This window comes from Pseudodesulfovibrio aespoeensis Aspo-2, assembly GCF_000176915.2.
Taxonomy (GTDB): Bacteria; Desulfobacterota; Desulfovibrionia; order Desulfovibrionales; family Desulfovibrionaceae; genus Pseudodesulfovibrio; species Pseudodesulfovibrio aespoeensis.
Genome location: NC_014844.1, coordinates 66460 through 89312, shown reverse-complemented (window position 1 = coordinate 89312; position 22853 = coordinate 66460). Strand labels below are relative to the sequence as shown.

The following is a 22853-nucleotide window of genomic DNA, read 5'->3' as shown; positions in this document are numbered from 1 at the left end:
CCTTCACTTGGCGGATTTCGAGGACGAGGGAGCTTTCTCCCGGCGGTTTCTCCTGACCGAAAAATAGAACTTCATCAGCACCCGGAAGCCCACGAGGACAACGGTGGCGGCGGACACGAGCATGGCCCAGCGGACAATGTCGAGGCTCTCCCCCTCAAGGATCATGGAGCCTGTCGCCTCGCCGAGAAAACTGACCGCCAGCACGGGGGGATAGAGAAAGACGGTGGTGGCCCAGGTCAGGGTCCACAGCCGCATGGAAGTCAGGCCAAAGACGAAGTTTTGCGGCCCCAGCGGGATCGCGGGGTTGACGCAAATGAAGCCGACAACCCCCCACCCCTTCTCTTCCAGCTCCTTCTGCATCCAAGAGACGAGCTGGTTGTCGAACTTGCGGGCAAAGGGTTGCCCCAGTGCCGTGCGCGCAAAGACAAAGGCAGCGACCGATCCCAGCACGCTCCCGCCCAGGGCGACCACGCTGCCCACATACGGCCCCCAGAGGAACCCGGCAGCCAGATTGAAGGGCAGGCTTGGCACCACGAACAGGATGCACAGGGAGTACAGCAGCACGAAAATGATCGGAGCCAGGACCGGGTTGGTCTCGACATAGACAAACACGGTCGCGGGCGAAAGCAGCCCCTGCCGCCAGAAGTGCCACGCTGCAAAGCACAGCGACGCGAACAGCGCAAGCAGTATCACCCGCTTGGGTCCTATCCAGCGACGGACCCCGGTCTTGCCTTCAAGAAACGCCAACTGTCATCCTCCACCGGATCATTTCCAGAAGAGCCAGTCCCTGATGAACTGGCTGTAATACCCAAGCCCCCACCGGATGATCTGGAGCTTGCGCACGCCCGCGATGCGGGCAGGCTCATACCCCAGGGTCTCGCCTATCCTGAGCTTGCGTTTGGCCGCGCGCGCCGACATCATCGGCTCCCAGCTCAGGGTGGTCCGGTACCATTTCTCGAAGGTTTCGTAGGGCTTGTCCTGATCAAGCTCCAGGTCGTACACGATCTGCTTGCGGTAGAGACGGTAGATGGTCATGGCGTCGGTGTAGTGGGCGCCGAACAGGAGATTGACCGTTCCGGTGAACAGCCAGTTGCCAAAGGAGGTGATCAAGTCGTCATCCTCGCTTTTCGCGCCGTCGAAGTACCGGGAGGCAATGACCAGATCATAGGCGCCCTCGCGGAATTTGGCGATCAGGGGGGCCATGTCCTCCACGCGGCAATTGCCGTCCGGGCTGAACGACAGGATGGCGTCGCCCCGGATGTGCTCCAGGGCCTCGGTGTAGGCGTGACGAATCCCCTTCTTCTTCTGGATGTAGTATTCGTATCCGTGCTCCTGGCAATACTCGATGGTCCCGTCCGTGGAGCCGCCGTCCACCACCAGGATCTGATCCACGCAGGATCTGTCGATCTGCGGCATTATCTCTTGCATGCTCTCGTACTCGTTAAGCGTGAGAACCACGAGGGTGATCTTCATTGTGGGTCCGCCTATTTTACAGCCGCGTCTAGATGACGGCGTGCTGTCTTTCCAGTTTCTTGTGCGACATTGCGATGACATATTCCATGGTCTGCGTGCCAAACTTCTCGCGCACCATGTTCAGATAGCCGGGATTCTTGTAATAGGCGTCAAAGGCGTAGTCGCGAAACGCCAGCACCTGTCCTCCGGAGAGGTATTTGGTCGGCAGCGGCAGCGAGTTGGGCGCGTATTGCGAGTACGCCTGCCAGGATTCCGGCAGGGGCCAGCGGTTCTCCAGCGCCAGGGTATAGAGCTGGGAGCCGGGCAGGGCCATGGCCGCATAGATGTTCGCCCATTCGGCGTTGATCTCGAACATCATCTGCAGGGTCTCGTTCATGGACTCGAAATCGTCCTCGGGCAGCCCGAAGATGTAGTTGGCGCAGATGTGCAGCCCCTCGTCATAGGTCTGGCGGACAACCTCCATGACCTTGCTGGTGTCATACCCCTTGGTCACGTCGTTGATGACCCGCTTGCTGCCGGACTCGAACCCGTAGGAAACCCAGTTGATGCCCGCCCGCTTCATCTTGGCGAGCATTCCCGGAGAGACGGTGTTGACCCTGGCATAGGCCCAGAAGTTGAGGTCGTACCCGCGCTCGATGATCCTGTCGCACAGGGCCGCCACCCGCTTCTCGTTCATGGCGAACATCTCGTCCATGATCTTGATGTTGCGGATGCCGTAGGTGTTCACCAGATAGTCGATTTCGTCAATGACCGAATCCACCCCGCGGTAGCGGATGGTGTTCCTGCCGAACAGGGCGTTGATGCAGCAGAACGAGCATTTGAAGGGGCAGCCGAGGCTCGTGTAGAGCACGGCATAGGGCTGCCGCCGGGTGATGTCGTCAAAGCAGTGCCAGTTGTGCGCCCGGTACCGCTCCATGGGCAGCAGGTCCCAGGCGGGCCGGGGCAGGGTGTCGAGGTCGTCCAGGAGCGCGGGCATGGCGGTCTCGACTGTCCGGTCGCCATCCCGGAAGGCAAGGCCCTGAATGCCGGCGATGGCGGCGAGATCCGCACCCGCCTTGAGCGCCTCGACCAGTTGCGGCAGGGTTTCAAACCCTTCGCCCCTGACCACGAAATCGACATGCTCCTCCTCGCAGGTCCGTCCGGGCAGCGCGCTCGGGTGCAACCCGCAGATGGCCACGGGCATGGTCGGCGCGATCTCCTTGATGTGCCGGGCGATGGCGCTGGCTCCGACCATGTTCATGGTGGAGGCCGAGGGGTTGGAGCCCGAGACCGAGATGACGGCCAGGGTCGGCCCGGCCTCAACCACCCTGGCAGCGGCCTCCTGCCAGGACCAGCCCTCTATCTCCGCGTCGAACAGGGCCGTGGCATAGCCCTTGGCGCGCATGAACCCGGCCAGGATGGCCCCCCACAGGGGAGGCTCCAGCCCGGTCAGCTTGAAATCCGACAACTCGCCGTAGAGCGCCTTCTGACTGCCCGGCTTCAAAAAAACGATGTCATGCCTGGTCATGGGGCCTACTCTATGGAGTTGAGGATGTCACACAGCTCGACGACGCGCGCCTCTTCCAGCATCGGATAGTTGCCGATGTAATAACCGAAGTGGTGGATGTGCTCCACTTCCGGGAAGTCCTTCCAGGCGTCTTGGGGCACGATGCCCTTGAGGTAGTGCTGCCGCAGCTGGTTGCCGCCGCCCGCGCTGCCGCGCCGGAACTCCACGCCCGCCGCGTGCAGGGCGGCCTCGAAGCGCGCGCGGAATTCGGTGTCCGGCTTGCGGAAGACCACGTTGAAGGCGTAGTTGCAGCTGCCTTCCAGATCGAATTCCGTCCTGTACTTCGCCGGGTCGAGCCGCTCAAGGAAAAGCCTGAAGTTGCGGGTGCGCACGGCGTTGTTGGCGTCCAGCCTTTTCAGCTGGCTGCGGCCGAGCACGGCGTTGATCTCGGTGGAGCGGATATTGAAGGCCGGGAAGGCAAAGATGAAGTCCGGGGACAGGTCCGGATTCTCCTCCTCGTAGCGCTTCCTGACAGCTGCGGACGGGGCCTCGCGCACCATGCCGTGGGAGCGCAGCATCCTGACGGCGTTGAACATGTCCTCGTCGTCGGTGCAGATCATGCCGCCCTCGACCGTGGACATGTGGTGGGCGAAATAAAAGGAGAAGTTGGACGCCAGACCAAAGGAGCCCAGCCGACGCCCCATGAAGGTCGCCCCGTGGGATTCGCAGACATCCTCGATCAGGGGGATGTTCCGGGCCGCAAGGCCGTCCAGCAGGCGGTCGGACAACCCGTTGAATCCCTGCACATAGGTCATGAACACGGCCCGCGTCCTGTCCGTGATCCTGTCCAGGATCTGGTCCTCGTCCATGCACAGGTTGCGGGGATTGATGTCCACGAACACAGGCGTCAGATTGTTCCAGAGCACCGAGGAGATGTCCGACACCCAGGTCAGGGACGGGACGATGACCTCGCCGTCGCCGTATAGGTGCTTGAGGGCCGTGATGGTGGCCAGGTTGGCCGAAGCCCCGGAGTTGACGAACACCGAATGCTTCACCCCGACCCAGCGCGACCACTCCTCTTCAAAGGCGGCCACGTTGGCCGACTGGGTCAGGCGGGGAAGCCCTTGCAGGAACTCGATCAGGGTGTCGAGGTCCTGCTTGGTGATGTTATCGTCCATGAGAGGAAATGCGTATGCCATGGTGTGTCACTTTGCCTTGTTTTGGATGAACCATTGGTAGGTGGCGGCCAGGGCGTCGCGAAAGGGCGTCGCCTCGGCAAACCCCAGCCCCCGCAGCACGCTGCCGTCAAGCTCCTTGACCGGCATCCCGTCCGGCTTGGAGGCATCGTAGCGCAGCTCGCCCCGGTATCCGACAATGTCGCGGATGATCTCTGCCAGCTCGCCGATGGACAGGGAGAACCCGGTGCCGATGTTGATCAGGTCGTGGCCCTGGTACTTGTCGAGCACGAACACGCACGCCCGGCCCAGGTCGCGGGTGTACATGAACTCCCGGCGCGCCTGGCCCGTCCCCCATATCTCGATGAACGGGAGCGCCTGCTCCCTGGCCTCGTGCATCCGGCGGATGAGCGCCCCGACCACATGGGAGTTTTCCGGGCTGAAGTCGTCGCCAGGGCCGAAATAGTTGGTAGGCGCCACAGGGATGAAATCGTGGCCGTACTCGGTCCGGTAGGCCCGGCACAGCTCCACCCCGGCGATCTTGGCCACGGCATAGGCCTGATTGGTCGGCTCAAGCGGACCGGTCAGCAGGGCCTGCTCCTGGATGGGCTGCTCGCTCATGCGGGGGTAGATGCATGAGCTGGCAAGGAAGAGGAGCCGCTGCACCCCGTGCCTGTGCGCAGCATGGATGATGTTGGCGGCCACCATGAGGTTGTCGCGGATCAGGGTGGCGGGCCTTTGCCGGTTGAAGCTGATGCCCCCGGACCGGCCAGCGGCGATGATCACATGCTCCGGGGCGTGTTCGGCGAAGAACCGCTCGGTTTCCCCCTGGTCGCTCCACTCCGGCTGCGGGGCCGTCATGGGCGCGAACCGCTCGTGATCCTCCAGGGCCTCGACAATGGCCCGGCCCAACGCCTTGGACGCACCCGCCACCAGAACCGATGTTTCCCTGCCCATCATCACTCTCCGAAGAATCCCAGGGCGGCCCGGGCCACGGACTGCGCGTCGATGCCGTTGACCGCGTGCAGGTAGGCCCGGTCGCCATTGGAGTAGTTGTAGCTGCGCGGCATGCCCATCCGGCGCAGCCGCATGTCCTGCCCGGCAAGCTCCAGGGTGTAGGCAACGAGTGCGTCGAGCCCGCCGCAGCCGATGAACGCCTCCTCCAGGGTCAGGACAAAGGCGTGCCCGGCAACGCTGGCGCCAAACGTTTCCTGGTCGAGCCGGTCGAGCCGGTGGGCGTCGATGACCTGCACCGAGCGGACACTTTCCAGCTCCCTGGCCGCGTCAAGGGCGTTGTTGACCATGAACCCGGTGGCGACGATGGTCGCATCCGATCCCGGCCTGACCACGGAAAACCCGGCGGCAAAATCGGGCGACACCCCGTGGCTTTCGATGGCCGGCTTGCCCTCCAGACGGACATAGCCCGGCCCGCCGTGGCCAAGGACCTGATCCACCAGGCTGCGGGCATGGTCCAATGAACTTGGCGAATACACGGCAATGCCCGGCAGGGTGCGGAATATCGAGATATCCTCAAGACAATGGTGCGACGGCCCGGAGATGTCGTAGGACAGCCCCGCGCCAAGGCCCAGTATGGTCAGGTTGACCCGCCGGACCACGTTTGTCAGGGAGAGGTTCACCCGGCACTGCTCGAAACAGCGCATGGAGATGAACGGGGCGATGCCGTAGGCGAAAACATTGAAGCCTTCGAGGGCCAGCCCTGCCGCCGTGTTGATGCAGCTCTGCTCGGCAATGCCGACATTGATGAAGCGGGCCGGGAACTCGCGCCGGAGACGATCCAGCGCGGGCGCGCCGAGGTCTGCGGACAGGAAGAATATGGAATCGTCCACCCGCATCCTGTCGCACAGGGCGGAGATGAGGACATCGCGCATGGTGTTCATGACGGCTCCCCGCCAAGCATGGCTTCCACCTTTTCAGGCTTGACGTTGAAGATATGGCACAGGGGCTCGCCCTCAAGCCCCTTGACGCCCCGCCCCTTGATGGTGTTGGCCACCACCGCCATGGGCCCGCCCGAGGTCCGGACCAGGGCCTGTTGCAGCACGGCGCGCACCGCCGCGACATCGTGGCCGTCCACCTCTGCCGTGTCCCAGCCAAAGGCGCGAAACTTGTCGGCCAGGGGCGCGAGGCCAAGGACTTCCTGGCTGAAGTCGAGCATGCACTGCCTGTTGTTGTCCACGATCAGGGTCAGGTTGGCGAGTTGATGCCGGGCGGCCAGCATCACCCCCTCCCACATGGCGCCCTCGTGCAGCTCGCCATCGCCGCACAGGACCACGACCCGGCTGCCGGACCACTTTGCCCGGAGGCCCAGGGCCATGCCCGCGCCCACGCCGATGCCATGCCCGAGGGAGCCGTTGACGGTCTCATAACCGGGGATGTGCGGGTCCGGGATCGCCTTGAGCAACGCGCCGGGCTGTCCCGGCCTCTCAAGCTCAAGGGGGTCGATGAAGCCCAGGTCCGCCAGGATGGGATACAAGGAGATGGACCCGTGCCCCTTGGAAATGACCAGCCGGTCCCGCCCCTCGGCCAGAGGCTCCTTGGGATCAAAGCGGAATTCCCCCCCGTAGAACAGGGCGACAAATATTTCGATGCAGGAGATGGACGAGGCGATCCGCGTCTCCTGACACAGGGCGTGCACCCGCAGGGTCTGTTCCCAAACCTGCCGGGCCTGGCGTTCCATCTGCTCGTTGGTCATCTGCATGGGCGGTCTCTCAGCTGTCGCCGGGGTTGAGTTCGCGAAAACACGCTATTTCGCTGGGATTGTTGTCCGCCTCCAGCTCCCGGTAATCGCAGATTCGCGGATCATACAGGATTATCTGGGAGCCGTCGGACTCGAAAGAAAAAGGAATGTGCAGCAGGTTCTGCAGCGCCTTGCGGACATCCAGCTGCCTGTCAGGCAGCACGAAAAGAAGGAGGAACCCGCCCCCGCCCGCGCCGGTCAGCTTGCCGCCAAGGGCACCGGCCTTGCGGGCCTTGTCGTAGAGCGCATCCACCGTGGTGTTGCTGATGCTTTTCGACAGGGCGCGCTTCTGCTCCCACGCCTGATGCAGCAGGTGACCGAAGTCGTCGAGATCCCCGTCCGCGAGGATTTCAAGCCCTTCGTTGACCATCTCCGCCATCCTGAAGAGCTGTTTCTCCCTGTCGCAGATGGTCGGCACATAGGTGGAGGCCACCTCGGAGGCATAGCGCCGGATACCGGTGTAAAAGAGCATCAGATGGTCGGAGAGCAGCTGCCTGCGGCCTGGCGAGATGATCACGGGCCGCACCGAGATATGCCCGTCCTGCTTGAAGAGGATGTGGTTGAGCCCGCCATAGGCTGCGGCGGCCTGATCCTGCGACCCCACGGTTTCGCCGATGAGGTTCTGCTCTATGTGGATGCTCTCGGCGAGCAGCCTGCGCTGGGACACCATGCGCCCCTGCAGGGCGTACAGGGCATTGAGCAGGCCGACCGTGAACGAGGAGCTCGACCCCATGCCGCTGCGGGCCGGCAGGTCTCCGTCATGATGAATCTCAAGGCTCTTGTCGCACTTCAGGAACCTGAGGGCTTCACGCACAGCCGGGTGCTGAATCTCGTCGATGGTCCGGCAGGTCTCCACCACGGAATAGACCACCCGCAGGTTGTGCTCGAAAAACGGCGGCAGGTGGCGCAGCGTGATATAGCAATACTTGTCGATGGACGTGGACAGAACCGCGCCGCCGTGCTTCAGGTACCAGCCGGGATAGTCGGTTCCGCCGCCGAAGAACGAGATACGAAATGGTGTCCGGGTAATGATCATCTGTTCTGGGCTTCCTTGAAAAATGGGAGCACCCGCGCATAGGATTCGGGGGTGCCTATGTCAATGAAAGGGGCCTCGACCATGTGTCCGTAAATCCGCCCCTGCACGGCAAGAAAAGGGAACACGTCCCGCTCAAGCGAGCGGGGCGCCGCGCCGCCCATGCCATCCAGGCACCGCCTGGAGAGCAGGTAGACCCCGGCGTTAATGAGTCCGGCCCTGTCGAGCCCGGCCTTGGAGTCCGGGCCGGCCCCTTTCTCCCGGAAGGACTCGATCCGGCTGCCCGGACCGACCTGCACCGCCCCGTACCTGGAAACATCAGGCACCCGCGTGAGCAGCATGCCCGCATCGCAGTCCTCGGGAACAGCGGCCACGAACCGGGCCAGGTCGGTCTCGCACCAGGAATCGCCGTTGAGCACGAGATACCAGGGCGCACTGACCAGGGATGCGGCCAGGGCCGCGCCGCCGCCCGTGCCCAGCGGGCTGTCCTCGCGGGCGTACCGCACAGGCATGCCCGCATGGCTGCTCCCGATGGCCTCCTCCACCGCCCCGGCCATGTAGCCGGTGGAGAGGACGGCCAGCGGCACGCCCAACCGCTGGAGGCGGTCCAGGACAAGGGCGAGGTAGGGACGCCCCGCGACATCGGCCAGCACCTTGGGCCGGTCCGACACCACGCTTTGCAGGCGCGTTCCCCTGCCGCCCGCCAGGATGATTGCCGGTGTCTCGGTAATCAACACACTAGACGTTCGCGTAGAGGTTCGGCTTGAGGATGCGGTAGCCCTTGAGCAGTTCCCTGATACCCATATCAAGGTCGTGGTCCGGACGCCAGCCCAGCCCCTCGATCTTGTCGTTGGACACGAGATAGTCCCGCTTGTCCGGGTCTTCGCCGATGGCGGCGGAGTGGATGTAAAAGCCCTCGACATGCTCGCCGATCTTCTCGGCCAGCTGGCGCTTGGTGAGGTTGGCCGTGGACAGGCCGACGTTGAACGCCTGGCCCTGCATCGTCTCGTAGTGCTCGATGCCCCAGATGAACGCCTTAGTCACGTCCCTGACATGGATGTAGTTGCGCCTGAAGTGGTCCTCGAAAAGGATGACCGACCGGGTCTTGAAGGCCTGATAGGTGAAGTCGTTCACCAGCAGGTCCATGCGCATGCGCGGGCTCATGCCGAAAACAGTGGCCAGCCGGAAGGTGACTGCGGACCCCTTGTCCAGAAACGCCTTTTCCACCGCCACCTTGCACACGCCGTACTCGGAGATCGGGCGCAACGGGCTCTCTTCGGTGCAGTACGCGTCTTTTTCACCGATTCCATAGCCGGAGTTGGTGGTGGGGAAGATGACGATCTGGTCCTTGGAGGTCTGCTTGACGATGTGCATGTGGGCCTGCTTGTTGACCAGGTCCGTCAGCGTGGGGTTCATCTTGCAGGCGGGCGCGCCGACAATGGCGGCCAGGGGAATGATGATGTCGTGCTTGGCGATGAGCTTGTCCATGAGGGCGTAATCGCAGATGTCGCCCTTGACGAACTCGAATCCCGGATAATGGCAACAATCCAGAAGCGGGGCCTGACTGAACATCAGGTTGTCGAGCGCCGTGACTTCATACCCATTGGCAAGGAGTTGCGGAACCAGTGTCGAACCGAGATAACCGGCGCCGCCGGTGACAAGAACTTTGCTGCTCATGGCCCTACTCTTTGTTTGCAGTTTCGATTATGTGGAGGGGGGAGAATACATACCCGTCAAACCACCCGCTTCTATCCCATCGGCAAGAATTTGTCCAACCTGATCTGGGCGGCTCGCCAGCCCGACGCGGCGGCAAACTCTGCCCTGTCAAAGCGTTTCGGTTTTCAAGAACAACCGACCCCGCCACCCCAAACGACGCCAGCAATCTTTCCGCCCATCGCTTGGCATGCCTTCCCGCGTCGAATTCGCGGGGGCTGCCGTTCTCGTTCATGAAACGGACAGAGCCGAAGACCGCGCGGGTCTGCGGGTGTCAGCGCTCCCGCCAGCGCACGGGCACCAGCCAGACGCTCAGTACCATGAGCCCGAAGAAGGTCAGATAGATGGCGGTGAAAAGCTCTGGCGGTCCGTCGAAATAGAAGAACCGCTCGGCCCAGTGACTGAGGAAGGATTCGGCGTATGGCCCCTGGCCAGCCTCGACCCGCAGCTGGTTTTCCCAGACTGTCAGCGGGCAGGTCAGGCCCAGCAGGGCCTCGACGACCACGATGCCCATGCCCGCCAGGTGCGTGCCCCGGAACCAGCGGTTGCCCACAAACCGCCAGCGGGCCATGGCCCCGATCCAGACCACGGCCAGCCCGAGCACATTGTAGGCTGCAATGAGCACATGCGCGGCCAGGACCAGATCAGCCAAAAGCGGACTCATGACCCGCCCCAGCGCTCGATGTATTTGTCCACGTCGAATTTCCTGCGGCAACCGTTCTCGTTCATGAAGCGGACAGAGCCGAAGACCGGACGGGTCTGCCAGGGGCGATCGTGAAGTCCGGCCAAAGACCAGAGAATGCCGACATACCCGTTGGGGTCGCGGCCATCAAGCTGGTAACGGTCGTTGAGAGCCAGGGCCGTGGCATGGGCCTCCTCGGGCGTGGCCGACCATTCCAGAATCTTCTTGGCCCAGAACATGCGCATGTAGCCGTGCATGAAGCCGGTCTGGCGCAGCTCGTTCTGGGCCGCGTTCCAGAGGCGCGAACCGGTCCGCGCCTGCTCGAACGTTTCGCGGGTGTAACAATGGGCGCGCGGATCGGCCCGATGCTCGCCCAGGGTTTTGAGCGCCCAGGCCGGAGCTCCGGCCAGGGAATCATACTGCGGGTTGTGCAGGCAGAAGTTGTCAGCCAGCTCGCGCCGCACCACCAGCTCCTCCAGATAGGCCGCCTGCCCCTCGCCCCGGCCCGAGGCCGCCGCAGCCAGGGCCGCCCGCTGGGGCGCGAGCTGGCCAAAGTGGAAATAGGCCGAGAGCCGGGACGTGCCGTCCGCATTGGGATCGTTGCGTTGCCCGGCATAGACATGCAGCCGGTCAGCCACGAACCGGTCCAGGGCGTCGTGCGCCGCATCCTCGCCCGGCACAAGGGACACCGGCCCCACCGCCCCGTCCACAGCCAGCCCGGCGCGCACCTCGCCCCAATGGGCGGCCCTGGCCGTGGCCGCACAGGGCGGGGCTGGCGCAACCTGCGGCTCAAGGGGCGGAAACTCCTCCAGATACTCGCCGATGAGCCGGTGGATTTTCGGCCTGATGGTCCGGGCCGCATATTCCTGCTTGGGCGACACCTGCCGGGCCGGAACCACGTTGTGGCCGTCCACCTCGATGAACGACACGGGCAAGGCGTGGGCCGCGGCCCCCTGCCAACCCTGCTTGACTCGCAAGGGGTCGAAGTCCGTGACCACACCGCCAGCCCCGAGTTCGGCGGCCAGCCGGGGAATCTCCTGGCCCGGATCGCCCTGGAGCAGGACAAAGGGGATGCCCAGCGCAGCGAGATCACCCTCCACCTGGGCCAGACCGGAGAGCATGAAGTCATACTGGCGCAGGGTTGCGCCGAGAAAGGCCGGGGCCAGACAAAAGACGACCACCAGCGCATGCTCCTGCCCGGCCATTTCCCGCGCGTGGAGCAGTCCCCAGTTGTCGCGCACCCGCTGCTCGCGGCTCATCCAGTAGAGGATCGGGCCAGCGGCCAGCGGGGCCTGGTTAAGGCGATAGAGGCGCTTGTTATTTACCAGCATGATTCACTATCTCGATTTCCGGACAGTTATCGGAAATCCTTCGCGTCCGGGCCTGGTTCACGCTGCCGGGCAGGGAGTCCTTGCAATCCGGCGAAGTTCAAGATTCATGCGCACCAACAGGATGGCGGCCACGAGCATGAGGACGATGCCCACGCCAAAGAGCAGGGATTCGATACCCACGGTGTTGACCACGCTGTCCGGCACCTTGACCACCTCCACGGCCACTTCCATGAACAGGCCAAGCAGCAGGGCGGCCATGCCGTAGATATGGCATTCGCGGTCGGCCCTGGCCTCCACCTCCGGACAGCCTGCCGCATAGGCGCCAAAGGCGTCCATCATGGTGCCGCGCTCCTCCAGGGCCACGCCCCAGGCCACCAGAACCACGGCCACGGTGTCGATGATCTCCCCGATCTCGCCCGCGTTGTGCACGGCATCGCGCAGCAGCTCCCATGACTCGACGCCCACGATGACGATGAAGGCGACGATGGCGTAGTTGACGCAGACCAGACCACGGCGGGAGAGCAGATACCTTAGCAGACGCTTCATGACGCAATAGACCTCGCGGTATGACGGTTGCGAACCATGGGCGCACCCCCGCCTCAGGGCGGGCGCGCCAGATCAGACCGCATAGCCCAAACCCCGGTCGCTGCCAACATCAAGTTGCGTTCGGACGCCTGACTCCGCGCCCTTATTCCTCCGTGGATTGTTGGACGAGAGACTCCGAGAGTTCGAGGAACTTGACTACCTCGTCATGAAGGTGAGTTCCATACTTCTCTCGATAGGCCTGTGCATAACGGACAGCCAGGGAGTATTCATCCCTCTCTCTTGGTTCACGAAAACTCGTCGTTCTGTTTACCGAACTATACCTCGCACTATTGTTTTTCGCAAAAGTCCAGGACACAATAAATTCAATATCTATTGAACCAGCCAGTTCTTTCTCGCGCAACGTAACCACAGCCTTGGACTCTTCGCCACCACAAATCAATGACAAGGCTTCATGATCCAATTCTCGAAGGCAGATATAGTGGGCAAACCCTTTTGCCGCAGCCCATCCGATTGGCTTGATTCCACGCAACAGGATCGTCCCACGAAGAAACGCTTTTTCTATCGTTCGTAGCGGCCAGTTCTTAGTGATTTTGATAAATTCATCTTCAAATTCACCACAGGCTCTTTGGGCATTTTCAGCCTTGAAGAGTGGGTACCCGCTCACCCCATAAAATTCGGAAAGATGCCGGATGAACGCCTCTTTTGACGGCTCAGGAATCCGGTACTCCAAGTCGATGAAGCGGCGCAGATAGCCGTCTGCATCAATGCCTTCCCCATATGCCGCCTTGACCGAGTGTCCGAGTTGTTCACGATCAAGGGCCAATATAAATATGACCCCATCGACCTCAAAGAGGTGCTTGACCGCTTCGAGCAACTCCACCGAATAGGTCGGCTTGCACCGGTCCAGTTCATCCACAAAAAAGAACAGCGGCCTGTCGCTAAAGCTGGCAACGACCTTCGACAGTTCCGCCTTAAAATCCTCGACCAATCTCTTGGTATCGCCATGCTTTTCCATTACATCGGAAGCATACGCCTCCAAAGAACCACCCAGCGCCTCGCACAAGCCCTTTCCAATATCCTTGCCCAACACCCCCTCAACATCCAACGAAACGCCAAGCAAGCCTCTGGCTCCCAAGGAAATCAGGCGAGGAAAAAGCTTCTTCGCCGCCTCTTTCAAGGCGGTGAAAGCCATATCGCATGTCTCCTTGCCCGCGCTCTTGAGAGTGCATAGCTGGGAGTGCATTTCCGCGACGAACGTCAAAAATGGGTTTTCGGCAAAATCGTGCTCCCACGCATTGAATAGCACACAGGGGCAGCCCCTGCTTTCAAGATATGCCTTCCACATCCGCACAAATGTCGTCTTGCCCGTTCCCCATGGAGAGCTCACAGTCATGACAAAGTTGCCTTGTGTCATCAGCAACAGCTCGGAAACAGCCTTGATATGCGGCCCCCTGTCAAGAAGGTCTGCGTCAAACCACTTCTCTTCATCCTTTTTCACAACAAGATCGTCCTGTGAAAATTGAAGCTCGGCGTTGCGCTTAATCATCTGGCTCTCCTTCTTCTTATGCATCCTGACAACCAATATAAATACCACGCAATCAGCGCAAGAAATAATCCAATCCCTGAGATATCTCCCCCCTTTCCGTTCCCACCACCCCGGAAAGTGAAAAATTTCTCAAAAAAGTTTCCGCCGGGTGACACTGGCCGCAAAAGAAATTCAATGATCTTCGCTTGATCTTGGACAAAACTGAGCGTACACTCAGTTTTGTCGTTTATTTTGACATTGCAGGTGACTAGGAGATATCAATCAGGAACTGAGTGACTACTCGGTTTTTGGAAGGAGCGATGGGAACTGCATGAAGAAGAAGGACGCCATACTCAAGGTTGCCACGGTGCTGTTCGCGAACCACGGGTTCAAGGACACGTCGGTGCAGGAGTTGTCCAGGCTCACGGGGGCGGCCGAAGGGACGATCTTCTACCATTACAAGAGCAAGGAAAACCTGCTGCTGGCCATTCTCGAACGGACGCGCGACGACATCGTGACCCAGTTCGACCAGTTTTTCGAGAACAGGCCGTTTGCGTCGGGGCTGGAGATGGCCGAGGAGACCATATCCTTTTATCTCTACCTTGCCGGGCTGATGGAAGACCAGTTCCTCCTGCTGCACAGGCGGTTCCTGTACCGGTTCTCGGAGAGCAACCCGGAGTTCAGGAGCCACCTGGAGGCCATTTACAACTGCCTGTTCCACTTCTTCGAAAAGGCGATCCTGGCGGGGCAGGCCGACGGCTCCATCGCCCCGGACATCCAACCCAGAAAAACCGCGCTCATTTTGTTCACGATGGTTGATGGCCTGGTTCGGTTCAAAAACGACAATCTGTACGACGCCGGCGCGCTGTTCAACGAGTTGTTGAATTCTTGCCGCAGGATGCTGCAGGTCCACTAGAGGAAGAGGCTGCATGGTAACGAAAATTTTCCCTTTCATCGACTGGTTCAAAGGCTACAGCGTGACAGCACTCCGGGCGGACGCCATCGCCGGACTGACGGTCGCCCTGGTGCTCATCCCCCAATCCATGGCCTATGCGCAGTTGGCGGGCATGCCCGCCTACTACGGGCTGTACGCGGCTTTTCTGCCGCCCATGGTGGCGGCCCTGTTCGGCTCCAGCCGCCAGCTTGCCACCGGGCCGGTGGCCGTGGTCTCCCTGATGACCGCGGCCTCGCTCGAACCCCTGGCCACGGCGGGCAGCGAGGGCTACATCGCCTACGCCATCCTGCTGGCCCTGATGGTGGGCATGTTCCAGTTTCTGCTGGGCGTGCTCCGGCTCGGCCTGGTGGTCAACTTCCTGTCCCACCCGGTGGTCAACGGCTTCACCAACGCAGCGGCCATCATCATCGCCTCGTCGCAGCTCTCCAAGATGTTCGGCGTATCGGTGGACAAGGCCGAGCACCACTACGAGACCATCGTCCGCGTGGTTGAGAGCGCGGTCCACTACACCCACTGGCCCACGCTGCTCATGGGCGCGCTCGCCTTTGGCATCATGATCTCGCTCAAGCGGATCAACCCCAAGATTCCCAACGTGCTGGTGGCCGTGGCCGTGACCACGCTCCTGTCCTGGGGCCTTGGCTTCAACCACGACGCCAAGACCCCGATCGACGCGGTCAGGGCGCCTGAAGTGCGTCAGGAGGCGGCCCGGTTCAACACCGTGCTGGCCGAGATCGAAACCCTGAACGTGGAACGCGCCGGGCTGAACACCGCCCTGGACGAGGCCAAGACCGCAGGCAACACCATCGGCGTCCTTGACGTGGAGCACGACCTGAACGTGATCAACGTCCGCATCGCCCGGCTCAAGCACGAGGCCGAGACCCTGCGTAGCGGCCTGCGCAATGCCCTGTTCGACGGCGTGGAGACCGGCAACGGCCTCGTCTACTATCTCCAGGGACAGACCCCGGACGGCGCGACCACCGATGGCCGCACCTGGCGCATCAAGGTGGGCAACTCCCGGCTCAACGATGCCGGGCTGACCTTGATGGGCGGCGGCGAGGTGGTCGGCTCCGTGCCTTCGGGCATTCCGGCCATTTCCGCGCCCTCCCTCGACCTCAAGGTCATGCTCCAGCTGCTGCCCTTTGCGGCCATCATCTCGCTGCTGGGCTTCATGGAGGCCATCTCCATCGCCAAGGCCATGGCCGCCAAGACCGGCCAGCGGCTCGACCCCAACCAGGAGCTCATCGGCCAGGGGCTGGCCAACATGCTCGGCGCATGCGGCAAGAGCTACCCGGCGTCCGGCTCGTTCTCCCGCTCGGCGGTCAACCTCCAGGCCGGGGCCATGACCGGTTTGTCCAGCGTGTTCACCTCGCTGATGGTGGTGATCGTGCTGCTCTTCTTCACCCCCCTGCTCTATCACCTGCCCCAGGCCGTGCTGGCCGCGGTCATCATGATGGCCGTCATCGGGCTGATCAACGCCGCCGGTTTTGTCCACGCCTGGAAGGCCCAGTGGTACGACGGCGCCATCTCCATCATCTCCTTTGCCTGCACCCTGGCCTTTGCCCCGCACCTGGACAAGGGCATCATGGTGGGCGTGGGCCTGTCCCTGGCCGTGTTCCTTTACAAGAGCATGCGTCCGCGCGTGGCCAGCCTGTCGCGCAGCGAGGACGAGGCCCTGCGCTGTGCCGAGGAGCATGGCCTGGCCGAGTGCGAGCATGTGGCCGTGGTCCGTTTCGACGGCCCGCTCTTCTTTGCCAACGCCAGTTTCCTTGAGGACAAGATCACCGAGAGGATGGCGAAAAACGACAAACTCAGGCATATCATTCTCGTGGCCAACGGCATCAACGACATGGACGCCTCGGGCGAGGAAGCCCTGTCCCTGCTCATCGACCGGGTGCGCAGCGCAGGGGTGGACATCTCCCTGTCCGGCGTGAACGAATCGGTCATGGCCGTACTGGTGCGCACCCACCTGCTCGAAAAAATCGGCAAAGACCACCTCTACACCACCATGGAAGCCGCCCTGCACGAAGTCCTTGAGCAGGCGCACCAGGGTGCCGAAGAAAAGGCCTGCCCGCTTACCACCGTCTGCCGTCTCGCCTAGCGGGACGAGAATCAGGGAGTATACAATGTCAGTGATTACAGTATTCAACGGCATGTTCAGCGAAGCCGGCCTGGTGGTCAAGCGCGTGCTCGACAGCTCAGGCTACCGGCTGATCACGGACCAAGAGATCGTGGCCGACGCGGCCAACCTGTCCGGCATGGCCGAGAGCAAGATCGCCCGCGCCTTTCAGGCCAAGGCCTCGGTCTTCAACTCCTTCAACCATGAAAAAGAGCGGGCCGTGGCCTGGCTGCGCCTGGCCATGGCCAACAAGCTCATGGACGGCGATGGGCTGCTCTTCTCCGGCTTCGCCTCCCAGCTGCCGCCCGCCGACATCGGGCACATCCTGCGGATATGCCTCATCTCCGGGGTCAAGGACAGGCTGGCCGTGGCCGCCCGCGAAGAGGGCTATGCCGAAAAGCACGCCGCCAAGATCATCCGCAAGGATGACGAGGACCGGGCCGCCTGGGTCAAGCTCCTGACCGACACCGACGACCCCTGGGCCAAAGCCCTTTACGACATGGTCATCCCCGTGGGCGCCACGGGCGTGGACCAGAGCGCCAGCCTGATCCTTGAGCATCTGAACAACGACGCCATCGCGGCCACCCCGGCCTCGCGCGCCAAGGTCGCGGACTTCCTGCTCGCGGCCAAGGTCGAGACCGTGCTCGCCGCCGAGGGCCACAACGTCCAGGTGCTGGCCGACGCGGGCGCGGTCACCCTGACCATCAACAAGCACGTGCTCATGCTCGAACGCCTGGAGCACGAACTGGCCGACATCGTCTCGCCCGTGGACGGCGTCAAGTCCGTGACCACTGCCGTGGGCAAGGGATATCATCAGACGGACATCTACCGCCGGGTGGACTTCGAGATCCCGTCCAAGGTGCTGCTGGTGGATGACGAGCGCGAGTTCGTCCAGACCCTGTCCGAGCGGCTGATGATGCGCGACATGGGCTCTGCCGTAGTCTACGACGGCGAGTCGGCCCTCGACATGGTCCGCGAGGACGAGCCCGAGGTCATGATCCTGGACCTCAAGATGCCCGGCATCGACGGCATCGAGGTGCTGCGCCGGGTCAAGAAGGAGCATCCCATGGTCGAGGTCATCATCCTCACCGGCCACGGCTCGGAGAAGGACCGCGAAACCTGCATGGAGCTGGGCGCCTTCGCCTACCTGCACAAGCCCGTGGACATCGAGATATTGAGCCGCACCCTCAAGGCCGCCAACGAAAAGATCCGCGCCGGAAAGTAACGGGATGCTGGGTGACGACATGGAAATGACCGACAGGTTCAAGCCGCAGTTCTGGACGGCGGGCAGTCCCGCTGGTCCGGGCAGGGGGCTGTTCAACTACACCCGCATCTGGCGGCTGGCCATCCTCCTGCTGACGGTGGTGACGCTGGCCCCGCTGCTGGTGCTGACGGTCATCGACTACAACGTCACCCGGCACTCGCTCGAATCCGAGAACCTCCTGCGCACGGCCCGGACCACCTCCAACACCCGGCGCACCCTGGCCTACTTCCTGGACGCCCGGCACAAGGCCCTGGAATTCGTGGCCACGCGCTACGGGGTGGAGAGCCTGCGCGAACCGGAACTGCTTGCGGGCATTCTCGGATCGCTCAAGCAGAGCTTCGGCGGGTTCGTGGATCTCGGCCTGATCGACAACACGGGCCGTCAGGTGGCCTACAACGGCCCCTACAGCCTGCTGGGCCGCGACTACAGCACACAGGAATGGTTTGCCAGCGCCCTGTCGCTGGGCAAATACACCAGCGACGTGTTCCTGGGCTACCGCGACGTGCCGCACCTGATCATCGCCCGCCACACCAAGGACCCGGCCACGGGCGAGGACTATGTGCTGCGCGCCACTCTGGACACCGAGCAGTTCAACGCCGCTCTCTCCTCCCTCGACCTGCCCGGCCAGGGCGATGCCTTCATCATCAACTCCAGGGGGGTCATGCAGACCCCGTCCCGGTATATGGGCTCCCTCTTCTCGGTGATAGACCTTCCCATCCCGCCCTATTCCGAGACCACGAGCGTGCTCCCGGTCATGGGCAAGGACGGCACCGACTACACCGTGGGCTTCGCCTACATCGAGGATACGCCCTTCATCCTGCTGGTGGTCAAGAAGACCGCGGAGCTGATGAAGCCTTGGGAAACCGTGCGCATGGACCTGCTCTGGCTGCTGGTGACCAGCGTGGTCGTGATCCTTGTGGTCATCGTCGGCGTGTCCACCTACATGGTGGACAAGATCTACGTAGCCGACCAGACCAGGGCCAACGCCCTGCACCAGATGGAGCACACCAACCGCATGGCGTCCATCGGACGGCTGGCCGCGGGCGTGGCCCACGAGATCAACAACCCCCTGGCCATCATCAACGAGAAGGCGGGCCTGATCAAGGATCTCTTCAGCTTCAAGGAGCAGTACGCCCACGACAGGCGGCTGCTGGCCAACATCGATTCCATCCTCGCCTCGGTGGAGCGGTGCGGCAGGATCACCAAGAGGCTTCTCAGCTTTGCCCGGCACATAGACGTGAACGTGGAGGTCCTGCGCTTCAAGGACGTGGCCGAAGAGGTCCTGAGCTTCCTGCACAAGGAGGCGGAATACCGCAACATCGCCATTGTCATGAGCATCCCGGAGAACATGCCCGAATTCGTCTCGGACCGGGGCAAACTCCAGCAGATCTTCCTCAATCTGGTCAACAACGCCTTCCAGGCCATGAACGACGGGGGCCGCCTGTCCATCAGCGCCGCCAGGGGCGAGGGCGACACCCTGGACTTCACCGTGCGCGACAACGGCTGCGGCATTCCAGAGGCGGACCGCAAACGGATATTCGAACCCTTCTTCTCGACAAAGAAAAAAACCGGGGGCACCGGGCTTGGCCTCTCCATCACCTACGGGCTGGTCCAGGAGCTGGGCGGGTCCATGGCCGTGGAGAGCGAGGTGGGCAAGGGCACTGCCTTCACCATCACCCTGCCGCTCAAGGCTCCTGTGACAGAGGCCCGTAAAAAATGAAGATTCTTCTGGTAGACGACGAGGTGGAGCTGGTCTCGGCCATGGCCGAGAGGCTCCAGTTGCGCGGCTATGATGCCGACTGGACCGACAGCGGCGACGACGCCCTGGTCATGGCCCGGACCTGTTCCTATGATCTGGCCGTGCTCGACATCCGGATGCCGAAAATCAGCGGCCTTGAGCTGAAGCGGCGGCTTTTCGAGCTGTGCCCCTCCATGAAGTTCATCTTCCTTTCGGGCCAGGGCTCGGAGTCGGATTTCAAGGAGGGATGCGCCGGGGGCGTATGCTACCTGATCAAGCCCATCAGGATAGAAGACCTCGTGGCCAGGATCGAAGAGGACGCAACCCATGGAGGTGACCAATGACCCCCCAGGACTCCCGGCAGGAATCAAGGGAAGACCTGCGCTTTTTCGGCACGGTCAGCGCCTCGGTCTCCCACGAGCTCAAGAACGTCCTGGCCGTGATCAACGAGGCGGCAGGCCTGCTTGAGGATCTCGCCCTCATGGCCGGACGCGGCACCCCGCTCGACCCGGAGCGGCTGGCGCGCGCGGCCACGACCATCCTGGGCCAGGTCCGCCGGGGCGACACCATTGTCCGGGCCATGAACGGCTTTGCCCACCTGCCCGATGAGCCGGAAGACGCGACCCATGCCGGGACCGACCTGGCCGCCATCCTGAATCTGGCCGCAAGCCTGTTCACCCGCATGGCCGACATGCGTCAGGTCTCCCTGCGCCTGGGCGACTGCGCCCCGGCCATGTCGCAAGCCAACCCCTTTGACCTGATCCGGCTCTTGCACAGCGCCATGCTCGCCGCCTTTGGCACCATGGGCCGGGGCGACACCCTGACCGTGTCCCTGGCCCCGGCCTCCGAGGGCACGCGCCTTGTCCTGTCCCCGTCTGGCGCGCCCCTGGCCCTGCCCGACGATCCCGGCTTCAACGCCCTGGCCGCCCGGCTCGACACCGTGGCGGCCCTGGACGACACAGGTTCCCTGGTCCTCGCCATCAGGCGCTGATCCAGATGTCCATACACGTATTTTCAACGCCCGACACGCCAAGGAGAAAACCAATGACTGAAAAAGTGCTGCTCATCGACGACGAAGTGGAGTTCCTGGAAAACCTGTCCGAGAGGATGCGCGTTCGCGGCATGGACGTGAGCACGGCCCAGACCACGGACAACGCCATCAACGCGGTCGAGGAAGCCGAATACGACGCCATTGTCCTTGATCTCCAGATGCCCGGCATGAACGGCATCGAAATGCTCAAGGTGATCAAGGAGCGCCACCCGGACATGCAGGTCATCCTGCTCACCGGCCAGGCCACCCTGGAGGCGGGCATCGAGGCCATGAAGCTCGGCGCCATGGACTTCATGGAAAAGCCTGCGGACATCAACTCCCTGACCGAGAAGATCAAGAAGGCCCAGGCCAAGAAGATGCTCCTGGTGGAGAAAAAGGCCGAGAGCCGGGTCAAGGACATCCTCTCCGGCAAGAGCTGGTAATCCGCCTACAAACCGCCACGCTCCAAAGGGCTCCGGCTTTGGTCGGAGCCCTTTTGCGTCGGCGGGCCGGGGGTTCTTTCGGGGCAAGCGCATCTTGGGATCGCGTCTGCCCTGCCGCAGCACCGAGCGTTCATGCCCAGTGAGAGAAGAAATCTCCTTTGGCATCCAAACCCGCCCCGCCCCCTGTCAACCCTCCCTTTTGCCCCTGCAAGACCTCTTTTCCACCCCGTTTCGCCCGCTTTCCATCAGGCCGAAAACCCCATGCTACGCTTCCCAGGATTCCCGGATACGACTTTCGGGAACAAAACCAAGGAGCAAGCATGCATTCCATCTATTGCTGCACGTTGCAGCACGATACGCAGGGACGCATCACCGAGAAGATCGAGACCGTCAAAGGCACTCCCATCCGCTGGGCCTATGCCTACGACCACGCCGGGCGTTTGGCCGAGGCCAAACTCGATGGCCGACTCGTCTGCCAGTGCCGGTATGACAAGCATGGGCGGCGCAGCTTTGACTGGTTTCCACGCACCCACGGCAACCAGATCCGCGCCTTCCGCTACACCATGGAAAACCGCCTCCAGGCCGCCGGAAACAACGGCTACACCCACGACAGGCAGGGGATGCGCATCCTCTGGAACAGCGGCGGCAAGTACACGCGCTACGAGTACGCCCCGGACCACCGCCTGCTCCGGGCCACCCGCGAATGGGACGACACGGTCTTCGAGTTCGCCCACCATGACAACGGCCAGCGCGCGGCCAAGTTTAAAAACGGCAAGCTGATCGAGGCTTACCACTGGCTCGATTTCATCCGCCTGGCCGCCTTCCACGATGGCACACACGAGTTCGTCTTCACCTATCGCAGCGATGAGCGCACCCCCCACGCCATGCGCCGCGACGACGGCCAGGTCTTCACTCTCCACTACGATCAGATCGGCTCCCTGCGCGCGGTTGCCGACCATCGCGGCAACGTGATACAGGAGATTCTGTATGATCCGTTCGGGGGAATCATTGAGGACACCAACCCCGGCTTGAGAATCCCCCTCGGCTTTGCAGGCGGCCTGCACGACCGCGACCTGGGCTTTGTCCGCTTCGGGTGGAGGGATTTTGATACCTTCACGAGTCGCTGGACCGCGCCCGACCCCCTTGGCGATGCGGGCGGCGACCCGGATTGGTATGGGTATTGTCTGGATGACCCGGTGAACGGGGTTGATCCGCTGGGTCTGTTCCGATTTGGAAAAAGGCCATTGAATTTTCTGCCTGACAACTGGCACTGGATTGGAACCGATGGCTCCACCGCCGACAAGGGCAACTACGAGTTAAAACACGAGCAAGGGTTTTATGAAGACGGAAGCGGGCATAATGTCGGGTTTTCCAGCAAAGGCATGACGAAGGATGAAGATATCACAAAGTTCAAATTGGATGAGACTCGCTTTGACGACGAGGGCATGCGACGGGCTCAGGAAAGCCTCGATCCTGGAGAATACAAAGCATGCAAGGGGGGCGGAAAGTCGAACAATTGCCAGGATTACGCAGACCGGTTACGAGAGCGATACCGTTTCTTGCGAACAGCGGATAAACACTGATTGTA

General features: G+C 62.3%; 22 protein-coding genes. 8 read left to right on the top strand and 14 right to left on the bottom strand.

Going from position 1 to position 22853, the window contains the following annotated elements:
- Window positions 1-3: 3 nt before the first annotated feature.
- From DAES_RS00405 to DAES_RS00340, 14 genes are all read right to left on the bottom strand, one after another.
- Window positions 4-747 carry a TVP38/TMEM64 family protein gene (locus DAES_RS00405; RefSeq protein ID WP_013513048.1) on the bottom strand — a complete coding sequence of 248 codons (744 nt, stop codon included), beginning with the start codon at window positions 745-747 and terminating at the stop codon, window positions 4-6.
- An 18-nt stretch (window positions 748-765) separates the two neighbouring features.
- Window positions 766-1473, bottom strand: a complete 708-nt coding sequence (locus DAES_RS00400; protein ID WP_013513047.1) for a glycosyltransferase family 2 protein — start codon at window positions 1471-1473, stop codon at window positions 766-768.
- 28 nt (window positions 1474-1501) lie between these two features.
- On the bottom strand, window positions 1502-2980 hold the full coding sequence (locus DAES_RS00395; RefSeq protein ID WP_013513046.1) for a B12-binding domain-containing radical SAM protein: 1479 nt from the start codon (window positions 2978-2980) through the stop codon (window positions 1502-1504).
- Window positions 2981-2985: 5 nt separating this feature from the next.
- A complete protein-coding gene (locus DAES_RS00390) occupies window positions 2986-4158 on the bottom strand; it encodes a DegT/DnrJ/EryC1/StrS family aminotransferase (RefSeq protein WP_013513045.1) in 1173 nt (390 codons plus the stop codon).
- Window positions 4159-4164: 6 nt separating this feature from the next.
- Window positions 4165-5091, bottom strand: coding sequence for a GDP-L-fucose synthase family protein (locus tag DAES_RS00385; protein WP_013513044.1), 927 nt, complete (start codon window positions 5089-5091; stop codon window positions 4165-4167).
- A 2-nt stretch (window positions 5092-5093) separates the two neighbouring features.
- Window positions 5094-6032 (bottom strand): transketolase family protein, encoded by a 939-nt coding sequence (locus DAES_RS00380; protein ID WP_013513043.1) that lies wholly within the window; start codon window positions 6030-6032, stop codon window positions 5094-5096.
- Entirely contained in the window at window positions 6029-6850 is an 822-nt protein-coding gene (locus DAES_RS00375; RefSeq protein ID WP_013513042.1) for a transketolase, read from the bottom strand. Before DAES_RS00375 ends, DAES_RS00380 begins: the two co-directional genes overlap by 4 nt.
- A 10-nt stretch (window positions 6851-6860) precedes the next feature.
- A complete protein-coding gene (locus DAES_RS00370; protein ID WP_013513041.1) occupies window positions 6861-7925 on the bottom strand; it encodes a GHMP family kinase ATP-binding protein in 1065 nt (354 codons plus the stop codon).
- Window positions 7922-8659, bottom strand: a complete 738-nt coding sequence (locus DAES_RS00365; RefSeq protein ID WP_013513040.1) for a sugar phosphate nucleotidyltransferase — start codon at window positions 8657-8659, stop codon at window positions 7922-7924. Before DAES_RS00365 ends, DAES_RS00370 begins: the two co-directional genes overlap by 4 nt.
- A 1-nt stretch (window position 8660) precedes the next feature.
- Window positions 8661-9599, bottom strand: coding sequence for an NAD-dependent epimerase/dehydratase family protein (locus tag DAES_RS00360; protein WP_013513039.1), 939 nt, complete (start codon window positions 9597-9599; stop codon window positions 8661-8663).
- Window positions 9600-9909: 310 nt separating this feature from the next.
- The gene (locus DAES_RS00355) at window positions 9910-10299 is read right to left on the bottom strand and encodes a DUF2784 domain-containing protein (protein ID WP_013513038.1); all 390 of its coding nucleotides are present in this window, start codon (window positions 10297-10299) and stop codon (window positions 9910-9912) included.
- Entirely contained in the window at window positions 10296-11648 is a 1353-nt protein-coding gene (locus tag DAES_RS00350; protein WP_013513037.1) for a deoxyribodipyrimidine photo-lyase, read from the bottom strand. Before DAES_RS00350 ends, DAES_RS00355 begins: the two co-directional genes overlap by 4 nt.
- 57 nt (window positions 11649-11705) lie before the next feature.
- Complete coding sequence (locus tag DAES_RS00345) at window positions 11706-12194, bottom strand: hypothetical protein (protein WP_013513036.1); 489 nt, start codon at window positions 12192-12194, stop codon at window positions 11706-11708.
- Window positions 12195-12336: 142 nt separating this feature from the next.
- Window positions 12337-13740 carry a KAP family P-loop NTPase fold protein gene (locus tag DAES_RS00340; protein WP_013513035.1) on the bottom strand — a complete coding sequence of 468 codons (1404 nt, stop codon included), beginning with the start codon at window positions 13738-13740 and terminating at the stop codon, window positions 12337-12339.
- Window positions 13741-14050: 310 nt separating this feature from the next.
- Here DAES_RS00340 and DAES_RS00335 point away from each other — a divergent pair, with 310 nt between their 5' ends.
- The 8 genes from DAES_RS00335 to DAES_RS00300 all read left to right on the top strand — a co-directional run bounded on the left by DAES_RS00335 (window position 14051) and on the right by DAES_RS00300 (window position 22848).
- Window positions 14051-14635, top strand: a complete 585-nt coding sequence (locus DAES_RS00335) for a TetR/AcrR family transcriptional regulator (RefSeq protein WP_013513034.1) — start codon at window positions 14051-14053, stop codon at window positions 14633-14635.
- 13 nt (window positions 14636-14648) lie between these two features.
- The gene (locus DAES_RS00330) at window positions 14649-16772 is read left to right on the top strand and encodes a SulP family inorganic anion transporter (protein ID WP_013513033.1); all 2124 of its coding nucleotides are present in this window, start codon (window positions 14649-14651) and stop codon (window positions 16770-16772) included.
- Window positions 16773-16797: 25 nt separating this feature from the next.
- Complete coding sequence (locus tag DAES_RS00325) at window positions 16798-18015, top strand: response regulator (protein ID WP_013513032.1); 1218 nt, start codon at window positions 16798-16800, stop codon at window positions 18013-18015.
- A gap of 4 nt (window positions 18016-18019) precedes the next feature.
- On the top strand, window positions 18020-19774 hold the full coding sequence (locus tag DAES_RS00320; RefSeq protein WP_013513031.1) for a sensor histidine kinase: 1755 nt from the start codon (window positions 18020-18022) through the stop codon (window positions 19772-19774).
- Complete coding sequence (locus DAES_RS00315; protein WP_013513030.1) at window positions 19771-20136, top strand: response regulator transcription factor; 366 nt, start codon at window positions 19771-19773, stop codon at window positions 20134-20136. The genes DAES_RS00320 and DAES_RS00315 overlap by 4 nt, the downstream gene beginning before the upstream one ends.
- Window positions 20133-20783: an ATP-binding protein gene (locus DAES_RS00310; RefSeq protein ID WP_013513029.1), complete on the top strand. Its 651-nt coding sequence runs from the start codon at window positions 20133-20135 to the stop codon at window positions 20781-20783. Before DAES_RS00315 ends, DAES_RS00310 begins: the two co-directional genes overlap by 4 nt.
- A 53-nt stretch (window positions 20784-20836) precedes the next feature.
- The gene (locus DAES_RS00305; RefSeq protein ID WP_013513028.1) at window positions 20837-21265 is read left to right on the top strand and encodes a response regulator; all 429 of its coding nucleotides are present in this window, start codon (window positions 20837-20839) and stop codon (window positions 21263-21265) included.
- A gap of 320 nt (window positions 21266-21585) precedes the next feature.
- Complete coding sequence (locus tag DAES_RS00300; protein ID WP_013513027.1) at window positions 21586-22848, top strand: RHS repeat domain-containing protein; 1263 nt, start codon at window positions 21586-21588, stop codon at window positions 22846-22848.
- Window positions 22849-22853 lie beyond the last annotated feature (5 nt).

What these genes read in the sequence shown, in the direction of transcription:
- DAES_RS00355 (WP_013513038.1), bottom strand. Translation starts at nt 10,299, where the DNA reads ATGAGTCCGCTTTTGGCTGATCTGGTCCTGGCCGCGCATGTGCTCATT.
- DAES_RS00325 (WP_013513032.1), top strand. Translation starts at nt 16,798, where the DNA reads ATGTCAGTGATTACAGTATTCAACGGCATGTTCAGCGAAGCCGGCCTG.
- DAES_RS00370 (WP_013513041.1), bottom strand. Translation starts at nt 7,925, where the DNA reads ATGATCATTACCCGGACACCATTTCGTATCTCGTTCTTCGGCGGCGGA.
- DAES_RS00320 (WP_013513031.1), top strand. Translation starts at nt 18,020, where the DNA reads ATGCTGGGTGACGACATGGAAATGACCGACAGGTTCAAGCCGCAGTTC.
- DAES_RS00350 (WP_013513037.1), bottom strand. Translation starts at nt 11,648, where the DNA reads ATGCTGGTAAATAACAAGCGCCTCTATCGCCTTAACCAGGCCCCGCTG.
- DAES_RS00310 (WP_013513029.1), top strand. Translation starts at nt 20,133, where the DNA reads ATGACCCCCCAGGACTCCCGGCAGGAATCAAGGGAAGACCTGCGCTTT.
- DAES_RS00400 (WP_013513047.1), bottom strand. Translation starts at nt 1,473, where the DNA reads ATGAAGATCACCCTCGTGGTTCTCACGCTTAACGAGTACGAGAGCATG.
- DAES_RS00360 (WP_013513039.1), bottom strand. Translation starts at nt 9,599, where the DNA reads ATGAGCAGCAAAGTTCTTGTCACCGGCGGCGCCGGTTATCTCGGTTCG.
- DAES_RS00385 (WP_013513044.1), bottom strand. Translation starts at nt 5,091, where the DNA reads ATGGGCAGGGAAACATCGGTTCTGGTGGCGGGTGCGTCCAAGGCGTTG.
- DAES_RS00390 (WP_013513045.1), bottom strand. Translation starts at nt 4,158, where the DNA reads ATGGCATACGCATTTCCTCTCATGGACGATAACATCACCAAGCAGGAC.
- DAES_RS00375 (WP_013513042.1), bottom strand. Translation starts at nt 6,850, where the DNA reads ATGCAGATGACCAACGAGCAGATGGAACGCCAGGCCCGGCAGGTTTGG.
- DAES_RS00300 (WP_013513027.1), top strand. Translation starts at nt 21,586, where the DNA reads ATGCATTCCATCTATTGCTGCACGTTGCAGCACGATACGCAGGGACGC.
- DAES_RS00380 (WP_013513043.1), bottom strand. Translation starts at nt 6,032, where the DNA reads ATGAACACCATGCGCGATGTCCTCATCTCCGCCCTGTGCGACAGGATG.
- DAES_RS00395 (WP_013513046.1), bottom strand. Translation starts at nt 2,980, where the DNA reads ATGACCAGGCATGACATCGTTTTTTTGAAGCCGGGCAGTCAGAAGGCG.
- DAES_RS00335 (WP_013513034.1), top strand. Translation starts at nt 14,051, where the DNA reads ATGAAGAAGAAGGACGCCATACTCAAGGTTGCCACGGTGCTGTTCGCG.
- DAES_RS00305 (WP_013513028.1), top strand. Translation starts at nt 20,837, where the DNA reads ATGACTGAAAAAGTGCTGCTCATCGACGACGAAGTGGAGTTCCTGGAA.
- DAES_RS00315 (WP_013513030.1), top strand. Translation starts at nt 19,771, where the DNA reads ATGAAGATTCTTCTGGTAGACGACGAGGTGGAGCTGGTCTCGGCCATG.
- DAES_RS00330 (WP_013513033.1), top strand. Translation starts at nt 14,649, where the DNA reads ATGGTAACGAAAATTTTCCCTTTCATCGACTGGTTCAAAGGCTACAGC.
- DAES_RS00345 (WP_013513036.1), bottom strand. Translation starts at nt 12,194, where the DNA reads ATGAAGCGTCTGCTAAGGTATCTGCTCTCCCGCCGTGGTCTGGTCTGC.
- DAES_RS00340 (WP_013513035.1), bottom strand. Translation starts at nt 13,740, where the DNA reads ATGATTAAGCGCAACGCCGAGCTTCAATTTTCACAGGACGATCTTGTT.